Here is a 24,768-nt window from a genome sequence, read left to right as displayed (position 1 = left end):
CTGGCACTCTCACTCGTTGAGTGCTAACGACGCTCCATAGTGCAGTATTCCTGCGTCTCAGTCCACCGCGACGGTGCTGCGGTGACTCAGCCCACGTGCCGCGACTCGCCCGTTGTGGGGACGGTCGAGGGCACGCCTGAAGGTCAGCAGGACCAGGAGCGCCAGCCCGGTGCCGACCACAGGAGCGAGGAAACCGGCGCCTGCTCCCATACGGTCGGCAAGCTGGCCCGCCACTGTGGAACCGGCAGCCTGCCCGAGTGCGATGGCGCCGGTCAGCCAGGTGAACGCCTCGGTGCGGGCACTCGACGGGACCAGTGTCTCGATCAGCGTGAAGCAGGTGATCATGCACGGCGCGACGCACAGCCCGGTCAGCATGCCGAGCGCGCCCAGCAGCACCGTCCACGGACCCAACTGGGCCGCGACCGCCAGCAGCGCGGCAGCGAGCACGAGAGCCACGTAGCCGGTGAGCAGCCGTACCTGGGGACCGCGCTTCCAGCGGATGGTGCCCACGGCGACGGCCGCGAGCATGTTGCCCGCAGCGAAGACCCCGTACATCACACCGTTGAGGCCCGGCTGACCGATGGACTCGGTGAACGCGGTCAGCGACACCTGCATGCCACCGAAGACCATGCCGATGCCGAGTACGGCTGCGATGAGCACACGCGCGCCAGGCACCGACAGCGCGGAGGCGCGAACCTCCGTCTCCGCCGTGACTCCGTCGGCGTCCGTCTCCGCTGCTCGCCGGCGGCTCGAAACGGGCTGTGTACGGCGCTGCGCCGCGAAGACGAGTCCGCCCACCAAGGAGACCGCGGCCTCCGCGACCAGCCCTGCCGCCGGATGCACACCGGTGCACAGCGCTGTCGCCAGCACGGGGCCCACGACGAACGTGAACTCGTCCGTCACGGACTCGAAGGCCGCTGCCGTGTTCATCAGCGGTGACCCGTCCAGGCGCGCGGCCCAGCGGGAGCGCACCATGGGGCTGATCTGCGGCGCCGTTGCACCGGCGGGGACGGCCGCGACGAACAGCGCCCACAAGGGCGCGTCCAGTAGTGCCACAGTGATGAGCGCCGCGATCGTCAGTCCGTGCAGGAACACCTGCGGGACGAGTACCGCTCCTTGGCCGAACCGGTCGGCGAGCTTGCCGCTCTGGGGCGCGATCAGCGCCATGGCGATGCCCGCCGTCGCCGAGACGGCACCCGCGAGCCCGAAGGAGCCGGTGGTGTGTTCGACGAGGAGCACGATGCTGATCGTGAGCATCGCGAACGGCTGTCGGGCCAGGAATCCGGGGATGAGGAAGGACCACGCACCTTCTGTGCGCAGAAGTTGTCCGTATCCGGGACGGTCCTGGGAGCGCCGTGCGCGGCGCTGGTCGTCGTTCTTGGTGGCCGGGGGTGCCACGGCCGGGCCTTTCTGCCGCCTGGTGGCGCATGTCACTGTGTGACGCGCCGAGAGCTGTCCTCTCGCGCAAGACCGGGGTAGATACCCGGTCCAGTGCGGGGTGGGGCAATCCGGACCGTGGCCGCCGAGCGGTCGCGCCAGCTCTGCATCAGACAGAGTTGGGTAAGTCTTTTCAGTAGGAGGGTACCGGCCCGGACCGAGCTTCCTGAAGCCCGCCGCCGGACGTCTTCGCGGTACGGAGCCTTTCGGCCACGCGGGAGGCGGCGGCACACACGGAAGACCGGAGCCGGGAGAGCGAGGCGGCCTCCGCTCGCCCTGCCTCCTACTGGTGCCCAGATCCTTTGCTCGCGCCGCCAGCCCTCTGCCCGCGCAATAGCCGCGCACCGCAACGCTACTTGCGGACCGCGCCCCACCGCACTGCCTCCCGCCGCGCACTGCAACGCTGCTATTGGCGTAGTTCCGCCGTGCACGACTACTTGCGCAGCTCCGCAGCGGCACAATTACTTGCGCAGCGCCGAAGTGCGCGACTACTTGCGCAGCGCCGTGCTTCCTCGTCCGCCCAGCCAGCCGGCGAGCTTGCCGCCTCGGCTGACCGCGAGCAGACGCCGTTCCACGGCGTCGCGGACCTGGTCGGTCGCGACGACGAGGAGTTCGTCTCCGCGTCGCAGCACGGTCGAGGGCAGGGGCACGAAGCTGGTGCCGGACCGGACGACGAGGGTCACGGCAGCGCCCGTCGGCAGGCGCAGCTCGGTGACCTCCACGCCGTGCATCCTGGAGGAATCCGGGATGGAGACCGACAAGAGGTGTCCGCGCAGCCGTTCCAGGGGTGCCGATTCGATGTCGATGTCCTCGGCCTCGTCCGAATCGTTCAGCCGCAGCTTCCGGGCGAGCCAGGGGAGCGTCGGCCCCTGGACGAGTGTGAAGACGACGACGAGCACGAAGACGATGTTGAAGATCCGCTGACTGCCGTCGACGTCGGCGACCATGGGGATGGTCGCCAGCACGATGGGTACCGCGCCGCGCAGCCCGGCCCATGACAGCAGCGCCTTGTCCTGCCATGGCAGCCGGAACGGCTGCAGGCAGAGCAGGACGGCCAGCGGCCGGGCGACCAGGGTGAGCGCCAGCCCGATCACGACGGCGGGCCAGAAGTCGTTCCACAGCTCGTGCGGCGTGACGAGCAGGCCGAGCAGGACGAAGAGGCCGATCTGCGCCACCCACGCCATGCCGTCGGCGAAGCCGCGCACGGCGGGGCGGTGGGGCAGCTTTCCGTTGCCGAGGACCAGCGCGGCGACGTACACCGCCAGGAAGCCCGAGCCGTGCGCCAGTGCGCCTCCCGCGTACGCCAGAACACACAGCGCCAGCACGGCGATCGGATAGAGACCGGAGGCGGGGAGCGCCACACGGCGCATTCCCAGCTCTCCAAGTTTGCCCACGACCAGGCCGACGACGAGGCCGATCGCGAGTTCCATGACGATCTCGCCGACCAGGAAGTACCAGGGTGAGTGCAGGTCGGTGAGCGAGGAGAAGGTGACGACCAGGATGACAACGGGTGCGTCGTTGAACCCCGACTCGGCCTCCAGTACACCGGTGAGGCGCCGTGGCAGCGGCACCCTGCGCAGGACGGAGAAGACGGCTGCGGCGTCCGTGGAGGAGACCACGGCGCCCATGAGCAGTGCCGCCTGCCAGTTGAGGCCCACCAAGTAGTGCGCGGCGAGCGCGGTGACCGCGACGCTCACGGCGACACCGACGGTCGACAGTACGGCCGCGGCAGGAACGGCGGGGCGGATATCGCGCCATTTAGTACTAAGTCCGCCCTCCGAGAGGATCACCACCAGGGCGGCGTATCCGAGGACTTGGGTCAGCTCGGCATTGCTGAATTCGAACCCGATGCCGTCCTGGCCTATGGCGATGCCTATGCCGAGGTAGATGAGCAGGCTGGGCAGCCCTGTGCGCGAGGAGAGGCGCACAGCGGCGACGGCGGTGAGCAGGACGAGGGCGCTGAAGAGCAGTAGTTGGTTGAGGCTGTCGACGGACAGGACGCGGTCCTCTCTCCCGGGGGCTTCTCTCCTTGGTGTGCACGGGGCTGTGCTGGTTTGCGAATTGCCTGTGCCGACTCGGGTGTGGGCCTCGGTGGCGTGCGCGTCGGCGAGGCTTGCTGATGGCCGATCGCGCGTCGGTGCGGCGTGTTCTGCGGGCTACCTTGACGGCCTCCTGATGGCTTCCTAACGGTTCCTTAACGCCCTGCCTGTGAAGCTGCCTACGGCTTCCGGGCGGCCGACGCCGACCGCTAATTCGTTTGGGTACCTAACAATTTACCATCGCTTGAATGTGCGCACGCTGGAGATCCCGGATGTGCGCCCCTGGAGATCCGCAGTTGGTGACTCGCTGTCCGGGTGCGCGGGCGGTCGTCCTATGGTTGCTTCCGTACGGACCGATCCCGTCCGGCCACGAAGCCCAAGGTTCACCCTGCCCCTCGAAGGACAGCGATGCCCGCCAAGAAGACCTCGCGACGCGCCCGTCTGATCGTGTTCGCAGTCGTGCTGCTGCTCGTGGCGGGCCTCGGGGGTGGCACGTACTGGAGCGTCGGCACCGTTCGCGACTCCTTCCCGCAGACGACCGGTTCCCTCAAACTCAAGGGCCTGGCGGCGCCGGTGAGCGTCAAACGCGACGGGAGCGGCATCCCGCAGATCTACGCCGACAAGGCGGAGGACCTCTTCCTCGCGCAGGGCTACGTGCAGGCGCAGGACCGCTTCTGGGAGATGGACGTACGCCGCCACATGACCTCTGGCCGGCTCTCGGAGATGTTCGGCGAGAGCCAGGTGGAGACCGACGCGTTCCTCCGTACGCTCGGCTGGCGGGAGGTGGCCAAGAAGGAGTACGCCAAACTCCCCAGCAAGACCAGGGAGTTCCTCAAGTCGTACTCGGCAGGGGTCAACGCCTACCTCAAGGACCACAAGGGTTCCTCGGCCTCCGTGGAGTACGCGGCGCTCGATCTGGGCGGCAACGACTACGAGCCCGAACCCTGGACCCCCGTCGACTCCGTCGCCTGGCTCAAGGCCATGGCCTGGGATCTGCGCGGCAACATGACGGACGAGATCGACCGGGCGCTGATGACGAGCCGCCTGACCGAGAAGCAGATCGAGGAGCTGTACCCCAGCTACCCGTACGACCGGAACAAGCCGATCGTCGACGGTGGTTCCGTCGACCCCGCCACCAAGGACTTCGACCCGAAGAGCAGCTCGGGGAAGACCGGTTCGCGGGGCGCCTCCGGCACCACGGGGCCTGGTGCGGGAGGGACGGGTTCGGGCGAGGGCGGCACTGGGGCCGCTGACGGCGCGGGAGGCGCCGGGGGGACTCCTGGAGCATCGGGGGGCGGAATGGACGCTCAGACCGCCGGTGAGGCCGCTCAGGGGGCCAGCACCCAGCTCGGCAGGGTCACCAAGAAGCTCGACAAGGTCCCTGGGCTGCTCGGTCCGAACGGCACCGGCATCGGCTCCAACTCGTGGGTGGTGTCCGGCAAGTACACGACCACCGGCAAGCCTCTGCTCGCGAACGACCCGCATCTCGCGCCGCAACTGCCCTCCGTCTGGTACCAGATGGGCCTGCACTGCCGCACGGTCGACGCCTCCTGTCCGTACGACGTCTCAGGGTTCACCTTCTCCGGCATGCCAGGAGTGGTCATCGGCCACAACCAGGACATCTCCTGGGGCATGACCAACCTCGGTGCCGACGTGACCGACCTCTACATGGAGAAGGTCAAGGACGGTCACTACTTGTACGACGGCAAACAGGTGCCGTACCGCACTCGCGAGGAGACCATCAAGGTCGCGGACGGCAAGGACCGCAAGATCACGGTGCGCGAGACCAACAACGGGCCGATCGTCTCCGACCGTGACAAGGAACTGCGCAAGGTCGGCGACGAGGCACCCGTGCGCAACGTGGCACCCGACAGAGGAGACGGCTACGCCGTCTCGCTCCGCTGGACCGCACTGGAGCCCTCACAGACCATGGACGCCGTCTTCAGGCTCAACAAGGCGTCCAACTTCAAGGAGTTCCGCAAGGCGGCCGGCGACTTCGCCGTCCCCTCACAGAACCTGATCTACGCCGACACCAAGGGCAACATCGGCTACCAGGCCCCGGGCCGGATCCCCGTGCGCGGCAAGGGCGACGGCCGTTACCCGGCGCCCGGCTGGGACCCGCGCTACCGCTGGAAGGGCTACATCCCCCAGCGCTCCCTTCCCTGGGAGTACAACCCCTCACGCGGCTACATCGTGACCGCGAACCAGGCTGTCGTCGACAAGAAGAAGTACCCGTACCTGCTGACGGACGACTGGGGCTACGGAGCGCGCAGCCAGCGGATCAACGACCTCATCCAGTCGAAGATCAAGGACGGCGGCAAGATCTCCATGGGGGACATGGAGACGATGCAGATGGACAACAGCAGCGAGATCGCCAAGCTGCTGGTGCCGTATCTGCTGAAGATCGAGGTCGACGACAAGTACGTCCGCGAGGCGCAGAAGCTGCTGGAGGGCTGGGACTACACGCAGGACTCCGATTCGGCGCCTGCCGCGTACTTCAACGCGGTCTGGCGCAACCTCCTCAAGCTGGCCTTCGGGAACAAGCTCCCCAAGGAACTGCGGGTGGAGGGCGACTGTCTGAATGTGGCGCCGTCCGACGACTCCGGCCCCCTGGACGACCTCGACGGCAACGCCCGGCTGGTACGGGAGTGCGGTGAGCGCAAGCCCGACGCCGCGCAACCGGACGGCGGCGACCGGTGGTTCGAGGTGGTACGCAAGCTCCTCAAGCAGCCCGACAACGAGTGGTGGAAGACCCGGGGCACCTCGCGCCGTGACGGCGACCAGAACCGCGACGAGTTGCTGCGGCACGCCATGAAGGACGCGCGCTGGGAGCTGACCTCCAAGCTTGGCAAGGACATCAACACCTGGAGCTGGGGCAGGCTGCACCGCCTGATGCTGAAGAACCAGACCATCGGCACCTCGGGTCCCGGATTCATGCAGTGGCTCCTCAACCGGGGCCCCTGGGATCTCGGCGGCGGTGAGGCGGCCGTCAACGCCACCGGCTGGAACGCGGCGGGCGGCTACGACGTCACCTGGGTGCCCTCGATGCGGATGGTCGTCGACCTCAACGACATGGACGACTCACGGTGGATCAACCTCACCGGAGCCTCGGGGCACGCCTACCACTCGCACTACACGGACCAGACCGACAAGTGGGCAAAGGGCGAACTGCTGGACTGGCCTTTCAGCGCGAAGGCCGTCAACAAGGCCACGGACGACGAGATGGCCCTCACCCCCTGAGCGGTCACCTCCACGCTCCCGGCACGGAGCCCGGCACCCGGTTCGCGCCGGGCGGTGTTCCTCAAGGAGGACCGCCCGGGCGCCGGGGCGGCGGCCCGGACCGAGGGCCGCTCGGGGCGACCGGATCACCCGGGGGTCGGCAGGTTCAGCTCTCCTCCGCGCCGAAGCGGTGCACGGCGCCCGGTGTCACCGCCAGGCCCACCGCGCGGTCGTGCTCCTCGCTCGGTACCCGCTCGACCAGTTCGGTGTCGTACAGGAGCACAGCGCGGGCCGGTTCCCTCCGCGCAGTGGCCAGCCGGGTCAGCACACGGTCGTAACAGCCGGCGCCCCGGCCCAGCCGCAGTCCGCGCGCGTCAACGGCCAGGCCGGGAAGCAGCACCGCGTCCGCCTGGGTCACCGCGTCCGGGCCGAGCCTCGCCCCGGAAGGCTCCAGTAGACCCCGTCCCGCGGGGGCGAGCGCGTGAGAGCCCTCGTACTCGGCCCAGTCCAGGTCGTTGTCCGGCCGGAGCACGGGCAGCAGGAGGTGCACCCCGCGGTGGCGCAGCGCGTCCAGTAGCGGGCCGGTCCCCGGCTCGGTGCCGACGGAGACGTACGCCGCGACCGACGTGGCGCTCGTCAGCTCGGGCAGTTCCAGGACACGCCGCGTGAGCGCCTGCGCGTGCGCCAGGAGGTCGTTCGGGCTCAACCGTGCCCTCACCGCGAGGACATCGCGCCGCAACTCCCACTTACTACGCTGGTCAACGGCCTTCGTCTCGCGCATGTAATGCTCAAACCCCTTCCATGTCCGCATATGGCAACAAACCCGCTGGATGCTTATCTTCCGCATCAAGTCAGCGGTTATGGTGCGGGACATGACTACTACCCATACTCGGATCAGCAAGGCTGTCATCCCGGCGGCGGGCCTGGGCACACGTTTCCTGCCCGCTACCAAGGCGACGCCGAAAGAGATGCTTCCGGTTGTCGACAAGCCCGCGATCCAGTATGTGGTCGAGGAGGCCGTGACAGCCGGCCTTTCCGACGTCCTCATGGTCACAGGCCGCAACAAGCGCCCCCTTGAGGACCACTTCGACCGCAACTACGAGCTGGAGCAGGTCCTGCGTGACAAGGGCGATGCCACCAAGCTCGCCCGCGTCGAGGAGTCCAGCGACCTCGCCACCATGCACTACGTGCGCCAGGGCGACCCGCGCGGTCTCGGCCACGCCGTGCTGTGCGCCGAACCGCACGTCGGCGACCAGCCCTTCGCCGTACTTCTCGGCGACGACCTCATCGACCCGCGCGACCCGCTACTGGCGCGCATGATCGAGGTCCAGGAACAGTACGGCGGCAGTGTGATCGCCCTGATGGAGGTCGATCCGGCCAGCATCCACCTGTACGGTGCCGCCGCCGCGAGCGCCACCACCGACTCGGACGTCGTCCGCGTCTCCGACCTCGTGGAGAAGCCGTCCCCCGCCGAGGCGCCCAGCAACCTCGCCATCATCGGCCGCTACGTCCTCGACCCCGCCGTCTTCGAGGTCCTGGGCAAGACCCAGCCCGGCCGCGGCGGCGAGATCCAGCTCACCGACGCTCTCCAGGCCCTCGCCTCCGACGAGTCGCTCGGTGGCCCCGTGCACGGCGTGGTCTTCGGCGGACGGCGCTACGACACCGGTGACCGCGCGGACTATCTGCGTGCCATCGTCAGGCTCGCGTGCGAACGTGAGGACCTGGGCCCGGACTTCCGGGACTGGCTGCGCAGTTACGTCACCGAGGAGATGTAAGCCTTGAGCAAGACCTGGTCGGTCGATGAGCATCTGGAGGACATCCTCCGCAGCATCCGTCCTATGGAGCCCATCGAGCTGAAACTCCTCGATGCACAGGGGTGCGTCCTCGTTGAGGACGTCATCGTGCCCGGTGCGCTTCCACCGTTCGACAACAGCTCCATGGACGGGTACGCCGTCCGGATCGCCGATGTCGAGGGCGCGAGCGAGGAGTTCCCGGCCGTGCTCACCGTCATCGGTGATGTCGCTGCGGGCAGCGACGACCTGCCGACCGTCGCCGGCGGCCAGACAGCGCGCATCATGACGGGCGCCCCGCTGCCGCCCGGTGCTGAAGCCGTCGTCCCTGTCGAGTGGACCGACGGCGGTACGGGCGGCGGCCCGGCGGACTCGATGCCCGCACGCAGCACCTCCTTGGTGGGCGCCCTCGGCGAGGTCCGCGTCCACCGGCCCGTCACCGCGCGGCAGCATGTGCGCGCCCAGGGGAGCGACGTACAGCCGGGCACCGTCGCCCTCACCGCCGGCACGGTCCTCGGCCCGCCTCAGATCGGTCTGCTGGCCGCCATCGGACGGGGCTCGGTCACGGTCCGCCCGCGCCCCCGCGTGGTCGTACTGTCCACAGGCAGCGAACTCGTGCCGCCCGGTGAGCCGTTGGGCCCCGGCCAGATCCACGACTCCAACAGCTTCGTGCTGACCGCCGCGGCGCGGGACGCCGGCGCCATCGCCTACCGGGTGGGCGCCGTAGCCGACGACGCGGAGGGCCTGCGCGCCACCATCGAGGACCAACTCATCCGTGCCGACCTCGTCGTCACCAGTGGCGGCGTCAGCGTCGGTGCGTACGACGTGGTCAAGGAAGCGCTCTCCCGCGTGGATACCTTCAGCGGCAGGGACGCCCATGGCGACCAGGAGACGGACGGGGCGCGTGACGGCGTCGAGTTCCGCCGTCTGGCCATGCAACCGGGGAAGCCCCAGGGGTTCGGACTCATCGGCCCCGAGCGCACCCCGATCCTCACCCTCCCGGGCAACCCGGTGAGCGCCTACGTGTCCTTCGAATTGTTCGTCAGCCCAGCTCTGCGTGCCCTCATGGGACACGATCCGGCCCGCCGCAAGGCCGTGCCCGCCCGGCTGGAGAGCGACTCCGCACTGTCCTCACCCGAAGGGAAGCGCCAATTCCTGCGTGGTTACTACACGCCACCCGAGAAGAGCGACACCCCTGGAACCGTTCGTCCTGTAGGCGGCGCCAGCTCCCACCTCATCGCCGCGCTCGCCCAGGCCAACGCGCTGATCGACATTCCGGAGAAGACCAGCGAGATCGCACCCGGTGAAGAAGTGACGGTCGTACCGCTGGACTGACGTGCTCCGGCGTCCCCTTGCCGCTGCCGGTACCGTGTCTGGGCACAGCACAGGGACCGGGAGAACCATGACCAGCGCTCCACAGCAGCACCTCACGCACGTCGACGCGTCCGGCGCTGCCCGGATGGTCGACGTCTCGGCGAAGGACGTCACAGCCAGAACAGCGCGCGCCACAGGGCGCGTGCTGGTCTCGCCCCATGTCGTCGCACTGCTCCGGGGAGAAGGCGTGCCCAAGGGGGACGCGCTTTCGACGGCCCGAATCGCCGGAATCATGGGCGCCAAGAAGACGCCCGAACTCATCCCCCTGTGCCACCCCCTCGCGGTCTCCGGCGTGAAGGTCGACCTCTCGGTCGCCGACGACGCCGTGGAGATCGCGGCCCGGGTGAAGACGACGGACCGTACGGGCGTGGAAATGGAAGCCCTTACGGCCGTTACGGTCGCCGCGCTGACGGTCATCGACATGGTGAAGGCCGTCGACAAGTCCGCGGTCATCACGGACGTACGTGTGGAAGAGAAGACCGGAGGAAAATCCGGGGACTGGGCGCGGGAGCGCCGGACGGAGCGGGAGGGCTCATGAGCGGTCAGCACTCCGAGCACCGTCACACACCACCTCAGCGCCGTCCCTACCGCGCGCTCGCCGTCACGGCGTCGAACCGCGCCTCCGCAGGCGTCTACGAGGACAAGGGCGGCCCCCTCCTCGTCCAAGCCCTGAGCGACATGGGCTTCGCGGCCGAGGGCCCGACCGTGGTTCCCGACGGCGAGCCCGTGGAGGAGGCGCTGCGCGCGGCCGTGGACGCCGGATACGCGGTCGTTCTCACCACCGGAGGTACGGGCATCTCGCCCACCGACCGCACTCCGGAGATGACCCGGCGCGTCCTCGACCACGAGATCCCCGGCATCCCCGAGGCCATCCGGGCAGAGGGCCTTGCCAAAGTCCCCACAGCGGCCCTCTCGCGCGGTACGGCGGGCGTCGCGGGCCGGACCCTCATCGTCAACCTGCCGGGCTCCACAGGAGGCGTCAGGGACGGACTGGCCGTACTCGGGCGACTGTTGACGCACGCCGTCGACCAGATCCACGGCGGCGACCACCCGGCCGAGCCCGGCACCGCCCAGAAGCCCAGCGCCTTCGCGGAGCCCGGCGCTCCCGAGGGGCCCGGCGAACCCAGAGGGGACGACCCCCGCTGAACGCTCCGTGGCCTGCCCGGCTGGTGGACGGCCCCACGGCCCTCCGCCCGATAAGACTGCGTGACCAGCGTGCCTGGCGTGAGGTCAACCAGCGCAACCGTGACTGGCTGCGCCCCTGGGAGGCCACGGTTCCGCCTGCCCCGCCCGGGCACCTGCCTCCGCGCCGCCCGACCTACCGGCAGATGGTCCGCCACCTACGGGGAGAGGCGCAGGCGGGCAGGATGCTGCCGTTCGTCGTGGAACACGAGGGACGCTTGGCGGGCCAGCTGACCGTCGCGGGAATCACCTGGGGCTCGATGTGTTCCGGCCATATCGGTTACTGGATCGACCGCGCCGTCGCGGGCCGCGGCGTCATGCCGACCGCCGTGGCACTGGCCGTCGACCACTGTTTCCGCTCGGTCGGTCTTCACCGTATTGAGGTATGTATCCGGCCGGAGAACGCACCCAGTAGACGCGTGGTGGAGAAACTCGGCTTCAGGGAAGAAGGGACACGGCCGCGCTATCTCCACATCGACGGTGCTTGGCGCGACCATCTGGTGTATGCGCTGACGACGGAAGAAGTGCCGGAGGGGCTGCTGGCCCGCTGGCACAGGGCCAGTCCGGGCGCTTCCCAGAAATAAAATAAACGTTCGATATTGCACACGGAACGGTCCCACTCCGGCCATTGAACGGCCACATTTAGCGTTGTGTAGCTCGGCAATCACAAAAAAAGTTCGAGGGATCAGCCAGATCGTGCGACACACCGCCGCATTTGGCAGATGGGCTCATGCAATCCCCTCTACCGTGTGAGTGTGAGCAGCAGTGGCCTCATCTACGCAGTCATCGTCGGGGCCTGGGCCGCCTACTTGGTGCCGATGTGGCTTCGCAGGCAGGACGAGTTGAACGAAGCCCGTCCGACGGAACGCTTCAGCACCGCCATCCGGCTGCTGTCCGGCAAGGCCGGTATGGAGCGCCGTTACGCGAGGGACGCGGAGCGGCGTGAGGCACGCGACGCACGCGAGGCGGACGATCCGCCCTCGCTCCCGGCGCGGGCCGGCCCCGAGGGCGAGCCTGGCGGCTACGGCGATGACGCGTACCGGAGTGACCCGGACGCCGGCGCGGCGGTGGACGTCCGGGCCTTTGCCGACCCCAAGACCATGGTCAGCTCGCACGGTTCGGAAGCGCCCACAGAGGCGCTCGCCCCCGCTGCTGAGGGGCCGCGCGGACGGTCACGGACGGTGGAGTCCCCGGACGGGCACGGGCACGAGGGACTCCAGGGCCGTAAGTCCCGGCCCGGAACGGGCGGCCCGGCCGGCGCCCCGGGTGCCGGAGGCAACGCGGTCCTGGAGGCGAAGCGGGCCAAGCAGGTCAAGCGCGCCAAGCTGCTTGCACGGCGCCGCCGCACCACGATGATGCTCTTCCTCGCCTTCAGCGTCGGCGCGGTCGTCGCCGCGGTGGGCGGCCTCGCCTTCCTGTGGGCACCCGCGGCCCCGGCCGCACTGCTGAGCGCGTACATCGCCCACCTGCGCGGCCAGGAACGCCGCCGCTTCACCTTCACCATGGACCGCCAGCGCGCCGAGGCCGCGGCCCGCAATCTGCACGAGCGGCGGCCCCGGCCGGGCGCGGCCCGTGACACCCGTACCGGCCGCGTGCACGCACCTGCACCCGATGCGGCTCCCGACCCGGGCCCGCCCTCCCGGCCGGGCCGGAGCAGGGGCCGTACGCGCGAGCCCAGGGCAGGGCGCGAACCTGCGCGCGGCGGCGGTACTGAGGCGCGGACGGGCGGCCCGCACGAGCGCGAGCCCCGCGGTGAACTGCGTCCGGACGCACGGCAGGAGGCCCGCGCGCGTGCTGAGGAGGCCCGCGCACGCGCCGAGGAGCAGGAGGCCGCCGAACGGCGTGCCCTTGTCGAGCAGACCGACCACGCCGAGTGGGTCGATCAGCAGCGCGCGCCCGATCGCGAGCACCCCGAGGGAGAGGGCTGGGAGCCGGTCCCCGTACCCCTGCCCACCTATGTGAGCGCCCCAGTAGCACCTCGTACCAACCGGAACGTAGACCTGGAGGCCCCGGACGCCTGGAGCTCGGCCCGCTCCAGCTCGGCCCCCGTCACTCAGCCGGCGCCCGCCGCCCCCGAGCCCGCCCCCGAGGACCAGCCGGCCGCCCGCCCCCGCCGCACGCGTGACCGAAGCCGCACCCCGCTCTTCGACCAGTACGAGGACGAGGACCGCCCCCGCGCGGCCAATGAGTGATCCCCGCGCCGTTGTGACCAGGGCAGGAACGGATTTCGTCACGACCCGAAGTCGGTGCTAAGGTTTCACACGTCGCAAGGGCCTGTGGCGCAGTCCGGTAGCGCATCTCGTTCGCAACGAGAGGGTCAGGGGTTCAAATCCCCTCAGGTCCACAGCGAATCGTTCTTGAGTTGGCTCAGGTTCGGTTGACGAAGATCCCCGCCGATCATGGTGATCGGCGGGGATCTTCGTCGTTCCCGGGGTTCGTTCGGGGTGGTGGGTGGCGCCGTCTGGTGTGGTCGGCCGCAGTGCCGCCTTGTTCTTGCAGAATTCGTGCATGACGGCCTGCCCCGGGATTCCGGGGCAGGCCGTCATCTCGCGTTGTCATGCGTGGTCAGCAAAATCTGGTGGTCCGGGGCGGCTTGCCGGTCTGCGGCGGGGCGCGCCATTGGCGCTGTCCCCGCACGGGCCGGCCCACCTCATCCTCCGCAGCGGTGACCCGGACGTCGCCAGTGACCTCGTGCAGGGTGTCACGCGCGTCTCGGGCGGCGTCGAGGGTGGCGGGAGCCTTGAGCGGCAGGGCATGGCCGGCGTCGGTGAGAGCGACTTGGTGGCGTGCGCGTCGCGGCGGTTGGGTCCTCAACTATCACGCGACTACAGGTTGTTCAGTACGCCGTCTCGTCGAGAATCGCGTCCATGGAGCGCCGAAGCACTCCACCTGGCGCAGTTCCATTCTTCGACCGTCTCGTGCAGAGGCGGTTCGAGATGGGGCCATTCACCGGATGCGGTCCTTGGGAGGGGCTGATGCGTCCTGGTCTTGCCTGCTGTGGCCAGCGCGGGGGTGTTTGCGCTGTCGGCGTCGGCGCCGGTGTGTGCCGTCGTTCGCAGGGCTGGGATGAGTGCCACTGTGGCCGCGACGGCGAGCAGGGCTGTGGTGAGCGCGTAGGCATGAGTTGTCGTACGGAGTCCGCACAGTTCGGTGGCCGTGCCCGCGGCGACGGCGGGAAGGCTCATCGACAGGTAGCTGAGGACGTAGTAGGTGGCCAGGGTCGCGGCCCGGTCCTTCTCCGATACGGGGCCGAGCATCATGCGTACGGCGCCCTGGGACACGGCGCCGAAGGCGGTGCCTGCCAGGACCGCTCCGCCGAACACGGCGGGCAGGTTGCCGAGATGTATGCCGGTCAGTGTCAGGGCCGCCGCCGGCAGTACGGCGCAGCATCCGGCCATGGCGGCGCTGGCCGGCGCCGTCCCGCGCAGGGCCCACACAGTGAGCGCCGCTGCGGCGGTGACGGTGAAGAAGAGCATTCCGCCGGCCGCCTGTGGTGCGGTGGGAGCGACAAGACGGACGAGTGCGGGGCCGAGGGAGGAGTAGAAGCCGCCCAGTGCCCAGACGGCGGCGATGCCCGTGCCCGCCTGTAGCAGTGCGCGCCGGGCGGGCGGGGGCACGGTGATGTGCGGGCGCAGTGAGCGCCAGGCGCCGGGCCGGCTGCGGGCCGTTTCTTCGGTACGGAGGACGGCGATCGCCTGGAGCGCGAACAGCGCGGCCAGTAGCAGGTACACGGTGAGCGTGGGGGCGGGTGCGAAGCGGACGAGGAGCGTCGCGGCCAGGACTCCGGTGGCCATGCCTGCCACCGGGGCGATGCTGTTGGTCACGGCGGACCGGCCCGGACGGGCAGGGTCCTCAAGGTCGAGCAGGGCCGCGCCGGCTGCTGTGGTGGCAGCGCCGGTGGCCAGTCCCTGCAAGATCCGCGCGGTGATCAGCAGGCCGGGGCCGTCCGCCTGGGTGAACAGGACCATGGACAGGGCCTGAACCGTCAGCGTGCCTGCCAGGACGGGACGTCGCCCCACATGGTCGGAAAGCGCGCCAGTAGTGAGCAGGGATGCGAGGAGCGCCAAGGCATAGGCGCTGAAGACCACGGTGACGGTGAGCGAGGAAAGCTCCCATTGGTCCTGATAGAGGGAGTACAGCGGCGTCGGCGCGCTGGATGCGGCGAGTAGGGCGATCAGGACCGAGGCGTGGAGCGCGAAGGCCGTACGGGACGCTCTACGGATGCGCTGTGCGGGCACGCCTGGTGGGGCGCTGGGCATGGGACTCCCTTGAGAAGTAAAAGCAAAGTGTTTGCTTTAGGGGAGCGTAGAGCCCGCTCAGGCTTAACGCCAATTGTTTGCTTTAAGTGGGGGTGCTGCTGCTCTGATGGGCCGCGCGCTCTCGTGGGCCGCCCCTTGGTGCTTGATGTCCGGCCTTCGTCGGCTTCCGGTAGCTACGGAACGCCCATGTGGCCATGACGCCCATGCCGAGGACTGCCGCAGTGAGCAGCCCAAGACGTCTACCGGTGGCGCTCCAGTCGGGGCGGGTGCGCACAGGTAGTAACTCACCGCTGCCGAGGCAGCCGGGCAACCGTCTCAGAGTGCGGGTCAGGCCGCCTGTGAGGTGCGTGGAGGTGGGTGACCGCGGTCAGTGAGCGCGTGGCGGCGGGACGTGGGGGTGCGGTGGTCGTTGTTTCTCTCCCCGGGGCCGCCGGTCGTGCGCGCCGCTCTTGAGCCGGCGGTCGACGGCGGCCGAGAGGAGCTTCCATGTGGCGGGCCTGCCCCCACCGTTCGTCTCGGGTGGCCCCGAGACGGTCCCCTTCATGGTGGAGCGGTCTGCCCTCGCCGTGCAGGGGGCGGGGATCAGGGGCGTAGGAGCGGGGCCAGGCGTTCCAAGTGGTCAACGGCGGAGGGGAGATCGGGGGTCAAGGGGTGCAGGAGTACGTGGTCGGCGCCCGCGTCCAGGTGGGCGTGGAGCCGGTCGGCGATGGTGGCTTCGTCGCCCCAGGCAAGTGTGGCGTCGATGAGCCGGTCGCTGTACTCGCCCGCCAGGTCGTCGTTCCCGTAGCCGAGCCGCCGGTAGTTCCTGGTGTAGGGGGTCTCGACAACTTCGCGCCGGCCGGTGGTGAGGAGCGCGCGGAGTTGGGCACGAGCCGTTTCGGCGTTGGTGTCGAGGTACAGGGCTTGGTGGGGGACCAGTAGCGGGCCGGGACCCAGTGCTTTCCGCGCTGCCCGGGTGTGCTCGACCGGTTGCATGAACGGGTGGACGCCGTCGGTGCGTTCGCCGGCCACTTGGTGCGCTTTGGGCCCCAGTGCGGCGAGAACGCGAGGGTACCGGGGTCCGGGCGGTATGCGTGTGGCGGCCTCGTCCATCGCGTCCAAGTAACGCCGCAGTTGAGTCAGTGGGCGGTCGCCGCTCTGGCCGCCGAGCCCGAGGATCAGCCGGCCCGGGTATGCCTCGGCGAGAGTCGCGGCTCCGCTGTGCATGGCCATGGGGTCACGCATGCCGATGTTGGCGATGCCCGCCCCGAGGACGAGCCGTTCGGTCGCCGCCAGGGCAACGGCGAGTTGGGCCAGTATTTCGCGGCTGCTGACCGGTGCGGTGGCCGGCGGTTCACCGGTCCACAGCGAGCCGTATCCGAGCCGTTCGATGCGGGTGAACTGTTCGCGCTGCACCGGAACCGGCGTACCCAGCAAGGTCTGGGGCGCGAGCCACACACCGAACCGGCCGATTCGCAGGCGGGTTTCCTCTGCCGTCGTCACCGTTCCCCCTCGGACATCGACCGGAGCGGACTACTGGGCAGGCCGCTGGATGCTGTGCGGGGCCGGCTCCTGGGACAAGACGCGGGGCCCGCGGGGCCGGGGCGGAAGAGTGGCGCAATCCCCGGTGAGGGTGACGGTACACGCGTGCGTGAATCGCACAGGGCGCAGGTGGCGCCGGCCCCCGGCAGGACGGGGCGGGAGTGGGGTTGCCGTACATGCGTCCGGGGAATCGCCCCGGCTGGGCCGTCACCTCGCTCGTGCGGGGGCCGTTGAACCGCGCATCCGTCCGAGTTCCCGTCAACCAGGAGGAGTTGTGCGTCCATGGCCGCATGCGATCGGGGCCCATCTTGTATTCGAACGCGGGAGGCGGGTCCTCCTGGGGAGGCGTGCTCCCGGGGCGGCGTTCGCGCCGGACACCTGGCACCTGCCGGCCGGGCACGTGGAGGACGAGAGCGTGCGTGCCTGTGCGGTGCGGGAGGCGTACGAGGAGCTGGGGTTCGTACTCGACGAGCCGGACCTGGAGCTGGTGCACACCGTGCACGTACGCGGTGCGGGGGCCGGGGAACCGCGCCTCCAGTTGTTCTTCCGTGTGCACAGGTGGAGCGGCGAGCCGCAGCTGAGAGAGCCGGACAGGTGCCGTGAGTGGGCCTGGTGGCCACGTGCGGCGTTGCCGTGCCCTGTGGTCGGTTACGCGCGGACCGCGCTGGAGGGCATCGCCCAGGGCTGGACGTACACGAGTGTGGGGTGGTCGGTGTGAACGGCTGGGGGAGACCGGCAGAGCGCACAAGTAGTACGCGGAAACGCGCGGGTGGTGTGCGGAGACGTACCAGTGGTACGCGGAAAACGGGGGCGCACGAGCACGTCTCTGCTGCCGAGCGGGAGATGTTCGGCGGGAAGCTGCGCTACGACCAGGCCTATGTGCGCCATGAGGGCGCGCTGATCCGGATGAGCTTCTGGGAGATGGCCCAGGCGCTGCCCCGTATGGTCGCGCTGGTCGTGCGTGCGGCCTGGGAGGCCGACCGGCGGGCGCTGGCCGGTGTGGTGCTGGCCGAACTCGGGCAGGGGCTGGCCTCCGCCTACGGGCTCGTCGCGGTGAACGGGGTGCTCACTTCGCTGTTCGCGGGTGGACCGACACCTGAGCGGCTACGGCAGGCGCTGCCCGCGCTGGTCGTGCTCGCGGTGATGTCCATGTGCGTGGCGGTGCTGGCCGCGTGGTCGGTGGCGATGTCCGGCAGGCTGGAGCCACAGGTCGAACGGGCGGTCTCCACGCGCTACTACACAGCGGTGACGCGGGTGGAGCTGGTGGCGACCGAGGAACCGGCCGTGCAACGCGTCCTGGAGGCAGGCAAGTTCGGGACGGACTCCGCCCGCAGGATGCTCGGGCTGTCCGTCGGTATCGCCAACGCGCTGATCGGCATGGTCGCGGCCGGGACCGTTCTCGCGTCGCTGCACCCGCTGTTGCTGCCGACGCTCCTGGGGGTGGCGCTGCCCAAAGGGTGGGGAGCTGTCCGGTCGGCCCGGCGTGAGTACACCTCGCGGCGGCACTGGATCGACCACAGGCGGGCCATTGCCAGCCTGCTGCAGTACCTGACGATGCCGCACGCAGGAGCGGAGATCCGGGCGCACGGGGCGGGGGAACTGCTGCTGCGCGGGTACGGGGAGATGTCGGCCTCCACAGAGGCCGAGCAGCGCCGTCTGGCGCGTGCGCAGGCCCACACCGACCTGATCGCCTCGGCGCTGTCCGGGGTGGCCGCTCTGGGCGCCTACGGGATGCTCTGGTGGCTGCTGACCGGAGGCGGCATGCCGCTCGCCGTCGGCGGTACGGCGGTGATCGCCATCCGTAACTCCACCGCGAAGCTGTCCTCCCTGGTGATGCAACTCAACCGGATGTACGAGGAGATGCTGTTGCTCACCGACACCCAGGAGGCCATCGACATGGCCGCGCGGCACGCGATCCCGGAGAGCGGTGCCGACCTGCCAGAGGTCGTGAACGCGATCCGGGTGGACAACGTGTCCTTCACGTACCCCGGCGCGGAGAAACCGGCGCTCGACGCGGTGAGCCTTTCGGTACCGCGAGGCAAAGTGATCGCACTGGTCGGCGCCAACGGTTCGGGCAAGACCACCCTCGCCAAGATCCTCGCGGGGCTGATGCTCCCGGGCGAAGGCCGGGTGTGGTGGGAAGGGGGCGGCACGGCGGACGATCCGGTGCGCGTGGAGGTGCGGGACGCCGACCGGCGGCAGCTGTTCGAGAAGGTGGCGCTGTTGGGCCAGGACTATCCCCGCTGGCAGATGAGCGCCCGTACGAACATCACCATCGGGGACGCGCGTGTCCCCGCGGACGGGGAGCGGCTGGAGACGGCAGCGAGGGACGCCGACGCGCGGCACATCGTGGACGGGCTTCCGCACGGATGGGACTCGATTGTCGTCAAGGGGTACGAGCGCGGTACGCAGATTTCCGGCGGGCAGTGGCAGAAGCTGGCCCACGCCCGTATCCGTTACCGGGGCGCGGCTTTCGTGCTCGTCGACGAGCCGACCTCAGCGCTCGACCCGCACGCGGAGATCGAGACGTTCGCGCGGCTGCGGCGCCTCACCGAGGAGGACACCACGGTGGTCCTCATCACCCACCGCCTGGCGGCCACCGCGACCGCCGATCACATCTACGTGCTCGACCGGGGCCGCCTGGTCGAGGACGGCGACCACGGCACGCTGATGGGACGAGAGGGCGGGCTCTACCGGTCCATGTACCAGGCCCAGGCCGCGCAGTACGACCTGGTTCCGACACAGGCCGAGCGCACCGACGGGGCCGTGGAGTCCGCGAGTTGACGTGAGGGATGGCCGAACCGCCGGGCGGTACAAGGTGTTCGGGGCCGCAGGAGGCGGTCGTTCAGGTCGTCTGGGTGGCGAAGGCAGCGCACAGGCGGGAGGGGAGGGCGTGGGCTGGGCTGCGGGGCCGACGGGGCCGTTGGCACGCCAGGTGAGGGCGACGCGGCCACGGAGGCGGGGGTGGGTGAGGGGATCTGTGGGGGCCACGGGCGGCGATCAGGGGCGGCCGTGCCCTCGGTGTCACACGTCAACCGGAACGGCGGCTTCGGCTGAGTGTCAAGGGGAGCGGCGGCCACGGTCGAACTCGGCGGTGAAGACGGCCTCTTCGAGGGCGTTCCGTGTGGCGGCCGTGACGCGGTCGAGGTCTGCGCTCTCGGTGGGGGGCACGGGGGTACCTGATGCGGCGCGCGCGGCGTCGGCTGCGCCGAGCAGGCGCGCGGCCTCTTCGGGGTTGCCCGCCAGTGTGTGCGCGCCCGCGAGCCCGGTCAGTGCCAGGGCGAGCGCGCGGTGCGAACCGGTCGCGCGGGCCGCCGTGAGGCCCTTCCTGTGCAGGCGCAGTGCTTCGAGAGGCTTGCCGCGCTGTTCCGCCAGGAAGCCCGTCTCGGCAAGTGCCAGGGCGGCATCGACGGAACCCTGGTCCCATGGGCCCCCGCCCAGCCACGCGCGGAAGTGGTCCTCGGCGCGGGAGAAGTCGCCGGCGCGGCGGGCCGTGAGGCCCAGTCCGAAGCGCGCGAGGCGTTCGCCGTACCGTTCGCCGTGCTCGGTCGCCAGTTTCCTGGCGCGTTCCAGGAGGTCCTCGGCCTGTGCGAGGGCGCCCCGCGTCAGGGCGCTCCCGCCGAGGCAGGCCAGCCAGAAGGACACCTGGCGCCACAGGTTGAGGTCCTGTGCGATGCGCAGCGCCTCCTGCCCTATCCGTTCGGCCTCCTCGTAGTCGCCCGCCGTCTCCTTCTGCCGCCACAGGGCGGCCATGGCCTCCAACTTTCCCCACTCGTCGCCGATCTCGGTGAACAGCTTCAGTGCGTGCGCTCCGTCGGTCTCGAAGCGGGGGAGGGCGCCGCGCAGCATGTCCAGCCAGGCGCGGTTGGCGAGCGCCGCAGCGGTGCCCCAGGTGTCGCCACGGGCCCGGAAGGCGGACAGCGCCTGGCCCACCAGAGACTCGGCTGCCTGGATCTCACCGCACTCCACGAGCGCGGGGGACAGGGCCCACTTGGCGGTCGAGCGGCCCTCCTCGTCGTCGGCGCCGTCGAAGAGGTCCAGGGCCGCCTGGGCAGCGGCCAGAGGGTCGGCGGGTTCTCTGGCGATCAGGTCCAGGAACGTACGCCAGGCGTGGGCACGCGCGCGGACGGCCCGGCTGCCGCCTTCCAGGGTGAGTGCCCGGGTGAGCGAGCGGTGTGCCTCGCCGTGCCGGCCCTTGATCCAGCGGTGCCAGAAGACGCCGACGGCGAGGCGCAGGGCGCTGTCGGCGTCCCCGTGGCGCAGCGCCGTGTCGAGCGCGGCACTGATGTTGGCGCTCTCGTCGCTCAGCCTGCGCAGCCAGTAGCGCTGTTCGCTGCCGCGCAGACGTGGGTCGGCATCCTCGGTGAACTCCCTGTAGTAGCGCATGTGCGACAGCTGGGCCGCCTCTGTCTCGCCCGCCTCGCGCAGGCGTTCGGCCGCGTAGACGGAGACGGACTCCAGCATGCTGTAGCGCACTTCGTCCGGACCCTCGACGGCGGTCACCAGGGAGCGTTCGACGAGTCGGGCCAGCGGCTCCAGTACACCGCCCTGGACGGGGCCCACCCCTGTGGTGACCGCCTCGGCGGCGCGCAGGGTGCAGCCGTCGGCGTGCACCACCAGGCGGCGCAGTACGGTCTTCTCCGCCTCCGTGAGCATCTCCCAGCTCCAGTCGATGACCGCGCGGAGGGTCTGTTGGCGACTGGGAAGGTGGGCACCGCCGGCGGCCAGGAGCGCGAAACGGTCGTCCAGGCGTGCGGCCAGCTCACGCAGGCCCAGCGCTCTGACGCGGTGCGCGGCCAGTTCCAGTGCGAGCGGCAGGCCGTCCAGGTGGCGGCAGACCGAGACGACCAGGGGGAGGGTGGCTTCGTCGAGGCGGAAGGACGGCGCCTGGGCCGAGGCGTGGGCGGCGAACAGCCGTACGGCTCCGGATTCTGCGGCGTTCCGGGGCGGGGCCCGCCAGGGAACGCCGTCCTCCTGGGAGCACTCCTCCGGCGGGCACTCGTGCCGCGGCAGGCTCAGCAGCGGTACGTCGTACACATGCTCGCCGGGGAGGCCCAGCGTCTCCCTGCTCGTCAACAGGCACCTCACCCCGGGGGCCGCCTGTAGCAGTCGCCGCACCAGGTCGGCGGCGGCGCCGAGCAGGTGCTCGCAGTTGTCGAGTACCAGGAGGCAGCGGGAGCCGGCCAGGACGCCGGCCAGCCGCGCGGCCGTGGTCTCCGCGCAGTCCGCGGTCGTCACTTCGTTGCGGATGCCGAGTACGGTCTCCACGGCCTCGGCGACGCACAGCGTGGCGCCGGGTTCGGGCCGGCCGGGCAGGGCCCCCAGCTCCACCAGCCAGACGCCGTCGGGGTAGTCGGGGACGAGACCGGCGGCGGCCTCCACCGCGAGACGTGTCTTGCCGACACCGCCTGGGCCCGTGAGGGTCACCAGCCGTGCGCTCTCCAGTAGTTCGCGTACCTCGGCGGTTTCCCGTACGCGGTCGATCAGTTCGTCGGCACGGGCCGGGAGGTTCGTTCCGGGGGACGGCATGGGCGCGTGAGCCGGGACGTGCGTTCCGGAAGCCGGCGCGGGCGGACAGTTCGGGTCAGGGCCCAGGCGGGGGTCCTGGCGCAGGATCTCCTGGTGGAGCATGGCGGCCTCAGGGCCCGGGTCCACGCCCAGATCCTCGGCGAGGCGCTGCCGCAGCCGCTCGTAGCACTCCAGGGCCTCTGCCTGGCGTCCGGCGCGGTACAGGGCGCTCATATAGGCCGCGTGGAGCCGTTCACGCAGCGGATGGCGCTGCGCCAGCTCGCCCAACTCGTCGGCGACCGCGCGGTGTTCTCCCAGCTCCACGCGGGCCTCAGCGCGTGTTTCCAGAGCGGTCAGCCGCTCCTCTTCCAGGCGTGCGGCTGCGGGGGCGGCGAACGGTTCGTCGGTGAAGCCCGCCAGCGCCGGACCGCGCCACAGTGCGAGCGCCTCGTCCAGCGCGGCGATCCGGGCGCCCGGATCGTCCGTACGGTGCGCGTGCGCGAGGAGGGCACGGAAGCGCGCTGCGTCCACCTCGTCGGGGCCGGTCTCCAGCAGGTAACCGGCCTGGCTGTGCAGGACGCGGCCCCGCGCACCGTCTTCGGCGCGTTCCAGGACGCCCCGTAGCTGGGAGAGTTTCGCGCGCAGCACCCTGGCGGGGTCCGTGGGCAGGCCGTGACCCCACAGGCCATCGATCAGCCGCTCGGCGGGGACGGGGCGGCCTTCGGCGAGCAGAAGCGCGACAAGGAGCGCACGCACCTTGGCCTCCGGGATCCGGACCGTGTCACCGCCCGCACCCCGCAGCTCCAGTGCTCCCAACACCCCGAATCGCACGTCACCAGCGTATGGCAGGGCTCCAGGAGGGCCCCGCTTCTCTGCGGCGGCCCGCCCGTGGTGCGCAGCCGCCGGAGCCGGACCGGAGCCGGACCGGAGCCGGACCGGAACGATGCCGGAGCCCTCCGGGGGCAGGGTGAAACGCGCCGGGCGAGCTCACGGAAGCGGACCGTGGCACGCGGTACGGGGCCCGTGCGCACGGCTTGCTCATACGGGCCGGGGCCCGGCCAACAGCCTTCTCGCGGCGTTCAGGCGCCGCGGTACCGAGAGAGGAAACGAGCATGCCGGACAGCAGCCGTCTCCGTGTGGCCGTCATCGTCGGCAGCACCCGTAACGACCGGTTCGCTCCTGTGCCGGCGCACTGGATCGCCGAACAGGCCCGCGCCCACGGGGACTTCGAGGTCGACGTCATCGACCTGCTGGAGGAACGGCTTCCCGTGATCTTCAACGGTGACGATCCGGAAGCGCCGCTCCCCGACGAGGTCAAGGCGCTCGCCCCACGTATCGAGGCGGCCGATGCCTTCGTGGTCGTCACCGCCGTCTACAACAGGGGCTACCCGGCATCCCTGAAGAACGCCGTCGACTGGTTCTACTCCGAGTGGAACGCCAAACCCGTCGGATTCGTGTCCTACGGCGGGGTCGGCGGAGGGCTGCACGCGGTCGAGCAGCTGCGGCTGGTCTTCAACGAGCTGCACGCGGCGTGCATCAGGGACGCGGTCAGCTTCGCCAACTACTGGGAGGTCTTCGACGACCAGGGCACGCCACGGGAGAGCCACGCCGTCGACGGTTACGCCAAGACGCTGCTCGACCAACTGAGCTGGTGGGGGCACGCCCTCCGCGACGCGCGCACCAAGCGCCCGTACAAGGTCTGAGCCTCGTGCGTGCTCCGCGCGCCGGTTCCGGGCGCTCGGAGCGGCGGGAGGAGGGCTCAAGGCGCTGCGTGGGGCTACGTGCGGGCCCGTTACGGCTCGCTCGTGGCGCGCGGTGTGGGGTTCCGCGGCGACCGGCTCAGCAGCCGCCGCAGTTGTAGTAGGTGACGTCCCAGTGGTTGCCCTCGCGGTAGTAGATGTTGCCCGAGCCGGACTTCCACTTGGAGCCACCTATGGAGGTGAAGGTGCCCTTGATGTAGCTGTCCAGGCAGCTGGAGAGCGCCATGTCGAGCTTGTAGCCGTTCCAGTGGCTGTACGTGCCGCTCGCGTGGCCCGTCTCGGTGCCCCCGGTGAGCTTGATGGCGCACTTGGAGGCCGACTTGAGGGTGACGGCGCCGTCAGCGGTGGCGGAGTTGAGCTGGTCGAAGGAGGTGCAGTTCGGCCTGTTGCGGTCCGAACAGCCGCCGCTGGAGGTCCAGGTGAGGCCGGCGGCGCGGAATTTGGCCGTCGCCTGGGCGTGCGTGAGCTTGGCCAGGGTCCGTGGCGCGTCCTGGACCGCCCGCGTGTCTCCGGAGGCGGACGCCGACGCGGGGGCAGGGGAGGCGGCAGAAGCCTGTGCGGCGGCTGCGCCGCCGAGGGTGAGGCCGGCGGCGGCAGCGGCGCCCAGGAGGGCGGTCAGAACGCGTCTGGTGGGTCTCATGGTGGTTTCCCTTTCCGGGAGTTGTCGGGCGGCCGTACG

General features: G+C 70.2%; 17 protein-coding genes and 1 tRNA gene. 11 read left to right on the top strand and 7 right to left on the bottom strand.

Annotation, left to right across the window (positions count from 1 at the left end; genetic code table 11):
- Positions 1 to 57: 57 nt before the first annotated feature.
- Positions 58 to 1,398 carry an MFS transporter gene (locus tag NMN56_RS31770; RefSeq protein ID WP_274046870.1) on the bottom strand — a complete coding sequence of 447 codons (1,341 nt, stop codon included), beginning with the start codon at positions 1,396 to 1,398 and terminating at the stop codon, positions 58 to 60.
- Between the two features lie 527 nt (positions 1,399 to 1,925).
- Entirely contained in the window at positions 1,926 to 3,434 is a 1,509-nt protein-coding gene (locus NMN56_RS31765) for a potassium/proton antiporter (protein ID WP_274046963.1), read from the bottom strand.
- Positions 3,435 to 3,884: 450 nt separating this feature from the next.
- On the opposite strand from NMN56_RS31765, the gene NMN56_RS31760 reads away from it, so the two are divergent.
- Positions 3,885 to 6,716 carry a penicillin acylase family protein gene (locus tag NMN56_RS31760; RefSeq protein WP_274046871.1) on the top strand — a complete coding sequence of 944 codons (2,832 nt, stop codon included), beginning with the start codon at positions 3,885 to 3,887 and terminating at the stop codon, positions 6,714 to 6,716.
- 145 nt (positions 6,717 to 6,861) lie between these two features.
- On the opposite strand, the gene NMN56_RS31755 is transcribed toward NMN56_RS31760, so the two are convergent.
- Positions 6,862 to 7,476 carry a 5-formyltetrahydrofolate cyclo-ligase gene (locus NMN56_RS31755; RefSeq protein WP_274046872.1) on the bottom strand — a complete coding sequence of 205 codons (615 nt, stop codon included), beginning with the start codon at positions 7,474 to 7,476 and terminating at the stop codon, positions 6,862 to 6,864.
- A 91-nt stretch (positions 7,477 to 7,567) separates the two neighbouring features.
- Here NMN56_RS31755 and galU point away from each other — a divergent pair, with 91 nt between their 5' ends.
- From galU to NMN56_RS31720, 7 genes are all read left to right on the top strand, one after another.
- Positions 7,568 to 8,470: a UTP--glucose-1-phosphate uridylyltransferase GalU gene (galU, locus tag NMN56_RS31750; RefSeq protein ID WP_274046875.1), complete on the top strand. Its 903-nt coding sequence runs from the start codon at positions 7,568 to 7,570 to the stop codon at positions 8,468 to 8,470.
- Between the two features lie 3 nt (positions 8,471 to 8,473).
- A complete protein-coding gene (gene glp, locus NMN56_RS31745; protein WP_274046876.1) occupies positions 8,474 to 9,820 on the top strand; it encodes a molybdotransferase-like divisome protein Glp in 1,347 nt (448 codons plus the stop codon).
- Between the two features lie 67 nt (positions 9,821 to 9,887).
- Entirely contained in the window at positions 9,888 to 10,397 is a 510-nt protein-coding gene (moaC, locus tag NMN56_RS31740; protein ID WP_274046878.1) for a cyclic pyranopterin monophosphate synthase MoaC, read from the top strand.
- Complete coding sequence (locus NMN56_RS31735) at positions 10,394 to 11,005, top strand: MogA/MoaB family molybdenum cofactor biosynthesis protein (RefSeq protein ID WP_274046879.1); 612 nt, start codon at positions 10,394 to 10,396, stop codon at positions 11,003 to 11,005. The genes moaC and NMN56_RS31735 overlap by 4 nt, the downstream gene beginning before the upstream one ends.
- Complete coding sequence (locus tag NMN56_RS31730) at positions 11,002 to 11,625, top strand: GNAT family N-acetyltransferase (protein WP_274046964.1); 624 nt, start codon at positions 11,002 to 11,004, stop codon at positions 11,623 to 11,625. Before NMN56_RS31735 ends, NMN56_RS31730 begins: the two co-directional genes overlap by 4 nt.
- A gap of 171 nt (positions 11,626 to 11,796) precedes the next feature.
- Positions 11,797 to 13,233 (top strand): divisome protein SepX/GlpR, encoded by a 1,437-nt coding sequence (gene sepX / locus NMN56_RS31725; RefSeq protein WP_274046880.1) that lies wholly within the window; start codon positions 11,797 to 11,799, stop codon positions 13,231 to 13,233.
- 78 nt (positions 13,234 to 13,311) lie between these two features.
- Positions 13,312 to 13,385, top strand: a tRNA-Ala gene (locus NMN56_RS31720).
- 481 nt (positions 13,386 to 13,866) lie between these two features.
- On the opposite strand, the gene NMN56_RS31715 is transcribed toward NMN56_RS31720, so the two are convergent.
- Together NMN56_RS31715 and NMN56_RS31710 are read right to left on the bottom strand one after the other, a co-directional pair.
- Positions 13,867 to 15,300 carry an MFS transporter gene (locus NMN56_RS31715; protein ID WP_274046882.1) on the bottom strand — a complete coding sequence of 478 codons (1,434 nt, stop codon included), beginning with the start codon at positions 15,298 to 15,300 and terminating at the stop codon, positions 13,867 to 13,869.
- Between the two features lie 582 nt (positions 15,301 to 15,882).
- Positions 15,883 to 16,782: a TIGR03620 family F420-dependent LLM class oxidoreductase gene (locus NMN56_RS31710; RefSeq protein ID WP_274046883.1), complete on the bottom strand. Its 900-nt coding sequence runs from the start codon at positions 16,780 to 16,782 to the stop codon at positions 15,883 to 15,885.
- Between NMN56_RS31710 and NMN56_RS31705 the strand changes: the two genes are divergently transcribed.
- On the top strand, positions 16,670 to 17,539 hold the full coding sequence (locus NMN56_RS31705) for an NUDIX domain-containing protein (RefSeq protein ID WP_347178688.1): 870 nt from the start codon (positions 16,670 to 16,672) through the stop codon (positions 17,537 to 17,539). The two genes, NMN56_RS31710 and NMN56_RS31705, sit on opposite strands and share 113 nt — an antisense overlap.
- 125 nt (positions 17,540 to 17,664) lie before the next feature.
- Positions 17,665 to 19,605: an ABC transporter ATP-binding protein gene (locus NMN56_RS31700; RefSeq protein ID WP_274046885.1), complete on the top strand. Its 1,941-nt coding sequence runs from the start codon at positions 17,665 to 17,667 to the stop codon at positions 19,603 to 19,605.
- Positions 19,606 to 19,881: 276 nt separating this feature from the next.
- On the opposite strand, the gene NMN56_RS31695 is transcribed toward NMN56_RS31700, so the two are convergent.
- A complete protein-coding gene (locus NMN56_RS31695; protein ID WP_274046886.1) occupies positions 19,882 to 23,160 on the bottom strand; it encodes an ATP-binding protein in 3,279 nt (1,092 codons plus the stop codon).
- Between the two features lie 281 nt (positions 23,161 to 23,441).
- Between NMN56_RS31695 and NMN56_RS31690 the strand changes: the two genes are divergently transcribed.
- Positions 23,442 to 24,032 carry an NADPH-dependent FMN reductase gene (locus tag NMN56_RS31690; RefSeq protein ID WP_274046887.1) on the top strand — a complete coding sequence of 197 codons (591 nt, stop codon included), beginning with the start codon at positions 23,442 to 23,444 and terminating at the stop codon, positions 24,030 to 24,032.
- Between the two features lie 136 nt (positions 24,033 to 24,168).
- Here NMN56_RS31690 and NMN56_RS31685 read toward each other — a convergent pair whose 3' ends face one another.
- A complete protein-coding gene (locus tag NMN56_RS31685) occupies positions 24,169 to 24,729 on the bottom strand; it encodes a hypothetical protein (RefSeq protein ID WP_274046888.1) in 561 nt (186 codons plus the stop codon).
- Positions 24,730 to 24,768 lie beyond the last annotated feature (39 nt).

This window comes from Streptomyces iconiensis (assembly GCF_028657195.3).
GTDB classification, from domain to species: Bacteria; Actinomycetota; Actinomycetes; order Streptomycetales; family Streptomycetaceae; genus Streptomyces; species Streptomyces iconiensis.
The sequence above is the reverse complement of the archived record's forward strand: the minus strand, read 5'-3'. Positions and strand labels throughout refer to the sequence as shown.

Excerpts from the sequence above, each read along its gene's own strand:
- NMN56_RS31760 (WP_274046871.1), top strand. The coding sequence starts at position 3,885 with ATGCCCGCCAAGAAGACCTCGCGACGCGCCCGTCTGATCGTGTTCGCA.
- NMN56_RS31755 (WP_274046872.1), bottom strand. The coding sequence starts at position 7,476 with ATGCGCGAGACGAAGGCCGTTGACCAGCGTAGTAAGTGGGAGTTGCGG.
- galU (WP_274046875.1), top strand. The coding sequence starts at position 7,568 with ATGACTACTACCCATACTCGGATCAGCAAGGCTGTCATCCCGGCGGCG.
- moaC (WP_274046878.1), top strand. The coding sequence starts at position 9,888 with ATGACCAGCGCTCCACAGCAGCACCTCACGCACGTCGACGCGTCCGGC.
- NMN56_RS31735 (WP_274046879.1), top strand. The coding sequence starts at position 10,394 with ATGAGCGGTCAGCACTCCGAGCACCGTCACACACCACCTCAGCGCCGT.
- NMN56_RS31715 (WP_274046882.1), bottom strand. The coding sequence starts at position 15,300 with ATGCCCAGCGCCCCACCAGGCGTGCCCGCACAGCGCATCCGTAGAGCG.
- NMN56_RS31705 (WP_347178688.1), top strand. The coding sequence starts at position 16,670 with ATGCGGGTGAACTGTTCGCGCTGCACCGGAACCGGCGTACCCAGCAAG.
- NMN56_RS31700 (WP_274046885.1), top strand. The coding sequence starts at position 17,665 with ATGTTCGGCGGGAAGCTGCGCTACGACCAGGCCTATGTGCGCCATGAG.
- NMN56_RS31690 (WP_274046887.1), top strand. The coding sequence starts at position 23,442 with ATGCCGGACAGCAGCCGTCTCCGTGTGGCCGTCATCGTCGGCAGCACC.
- NMN56_RS31685 (WP_274046888.1), bottom strand. The coding sequence starts at position 24,729 with ATGAGACCCACCAGACGCGTTCTGACCGCCCTCCTGGGCGCCGCTGCC.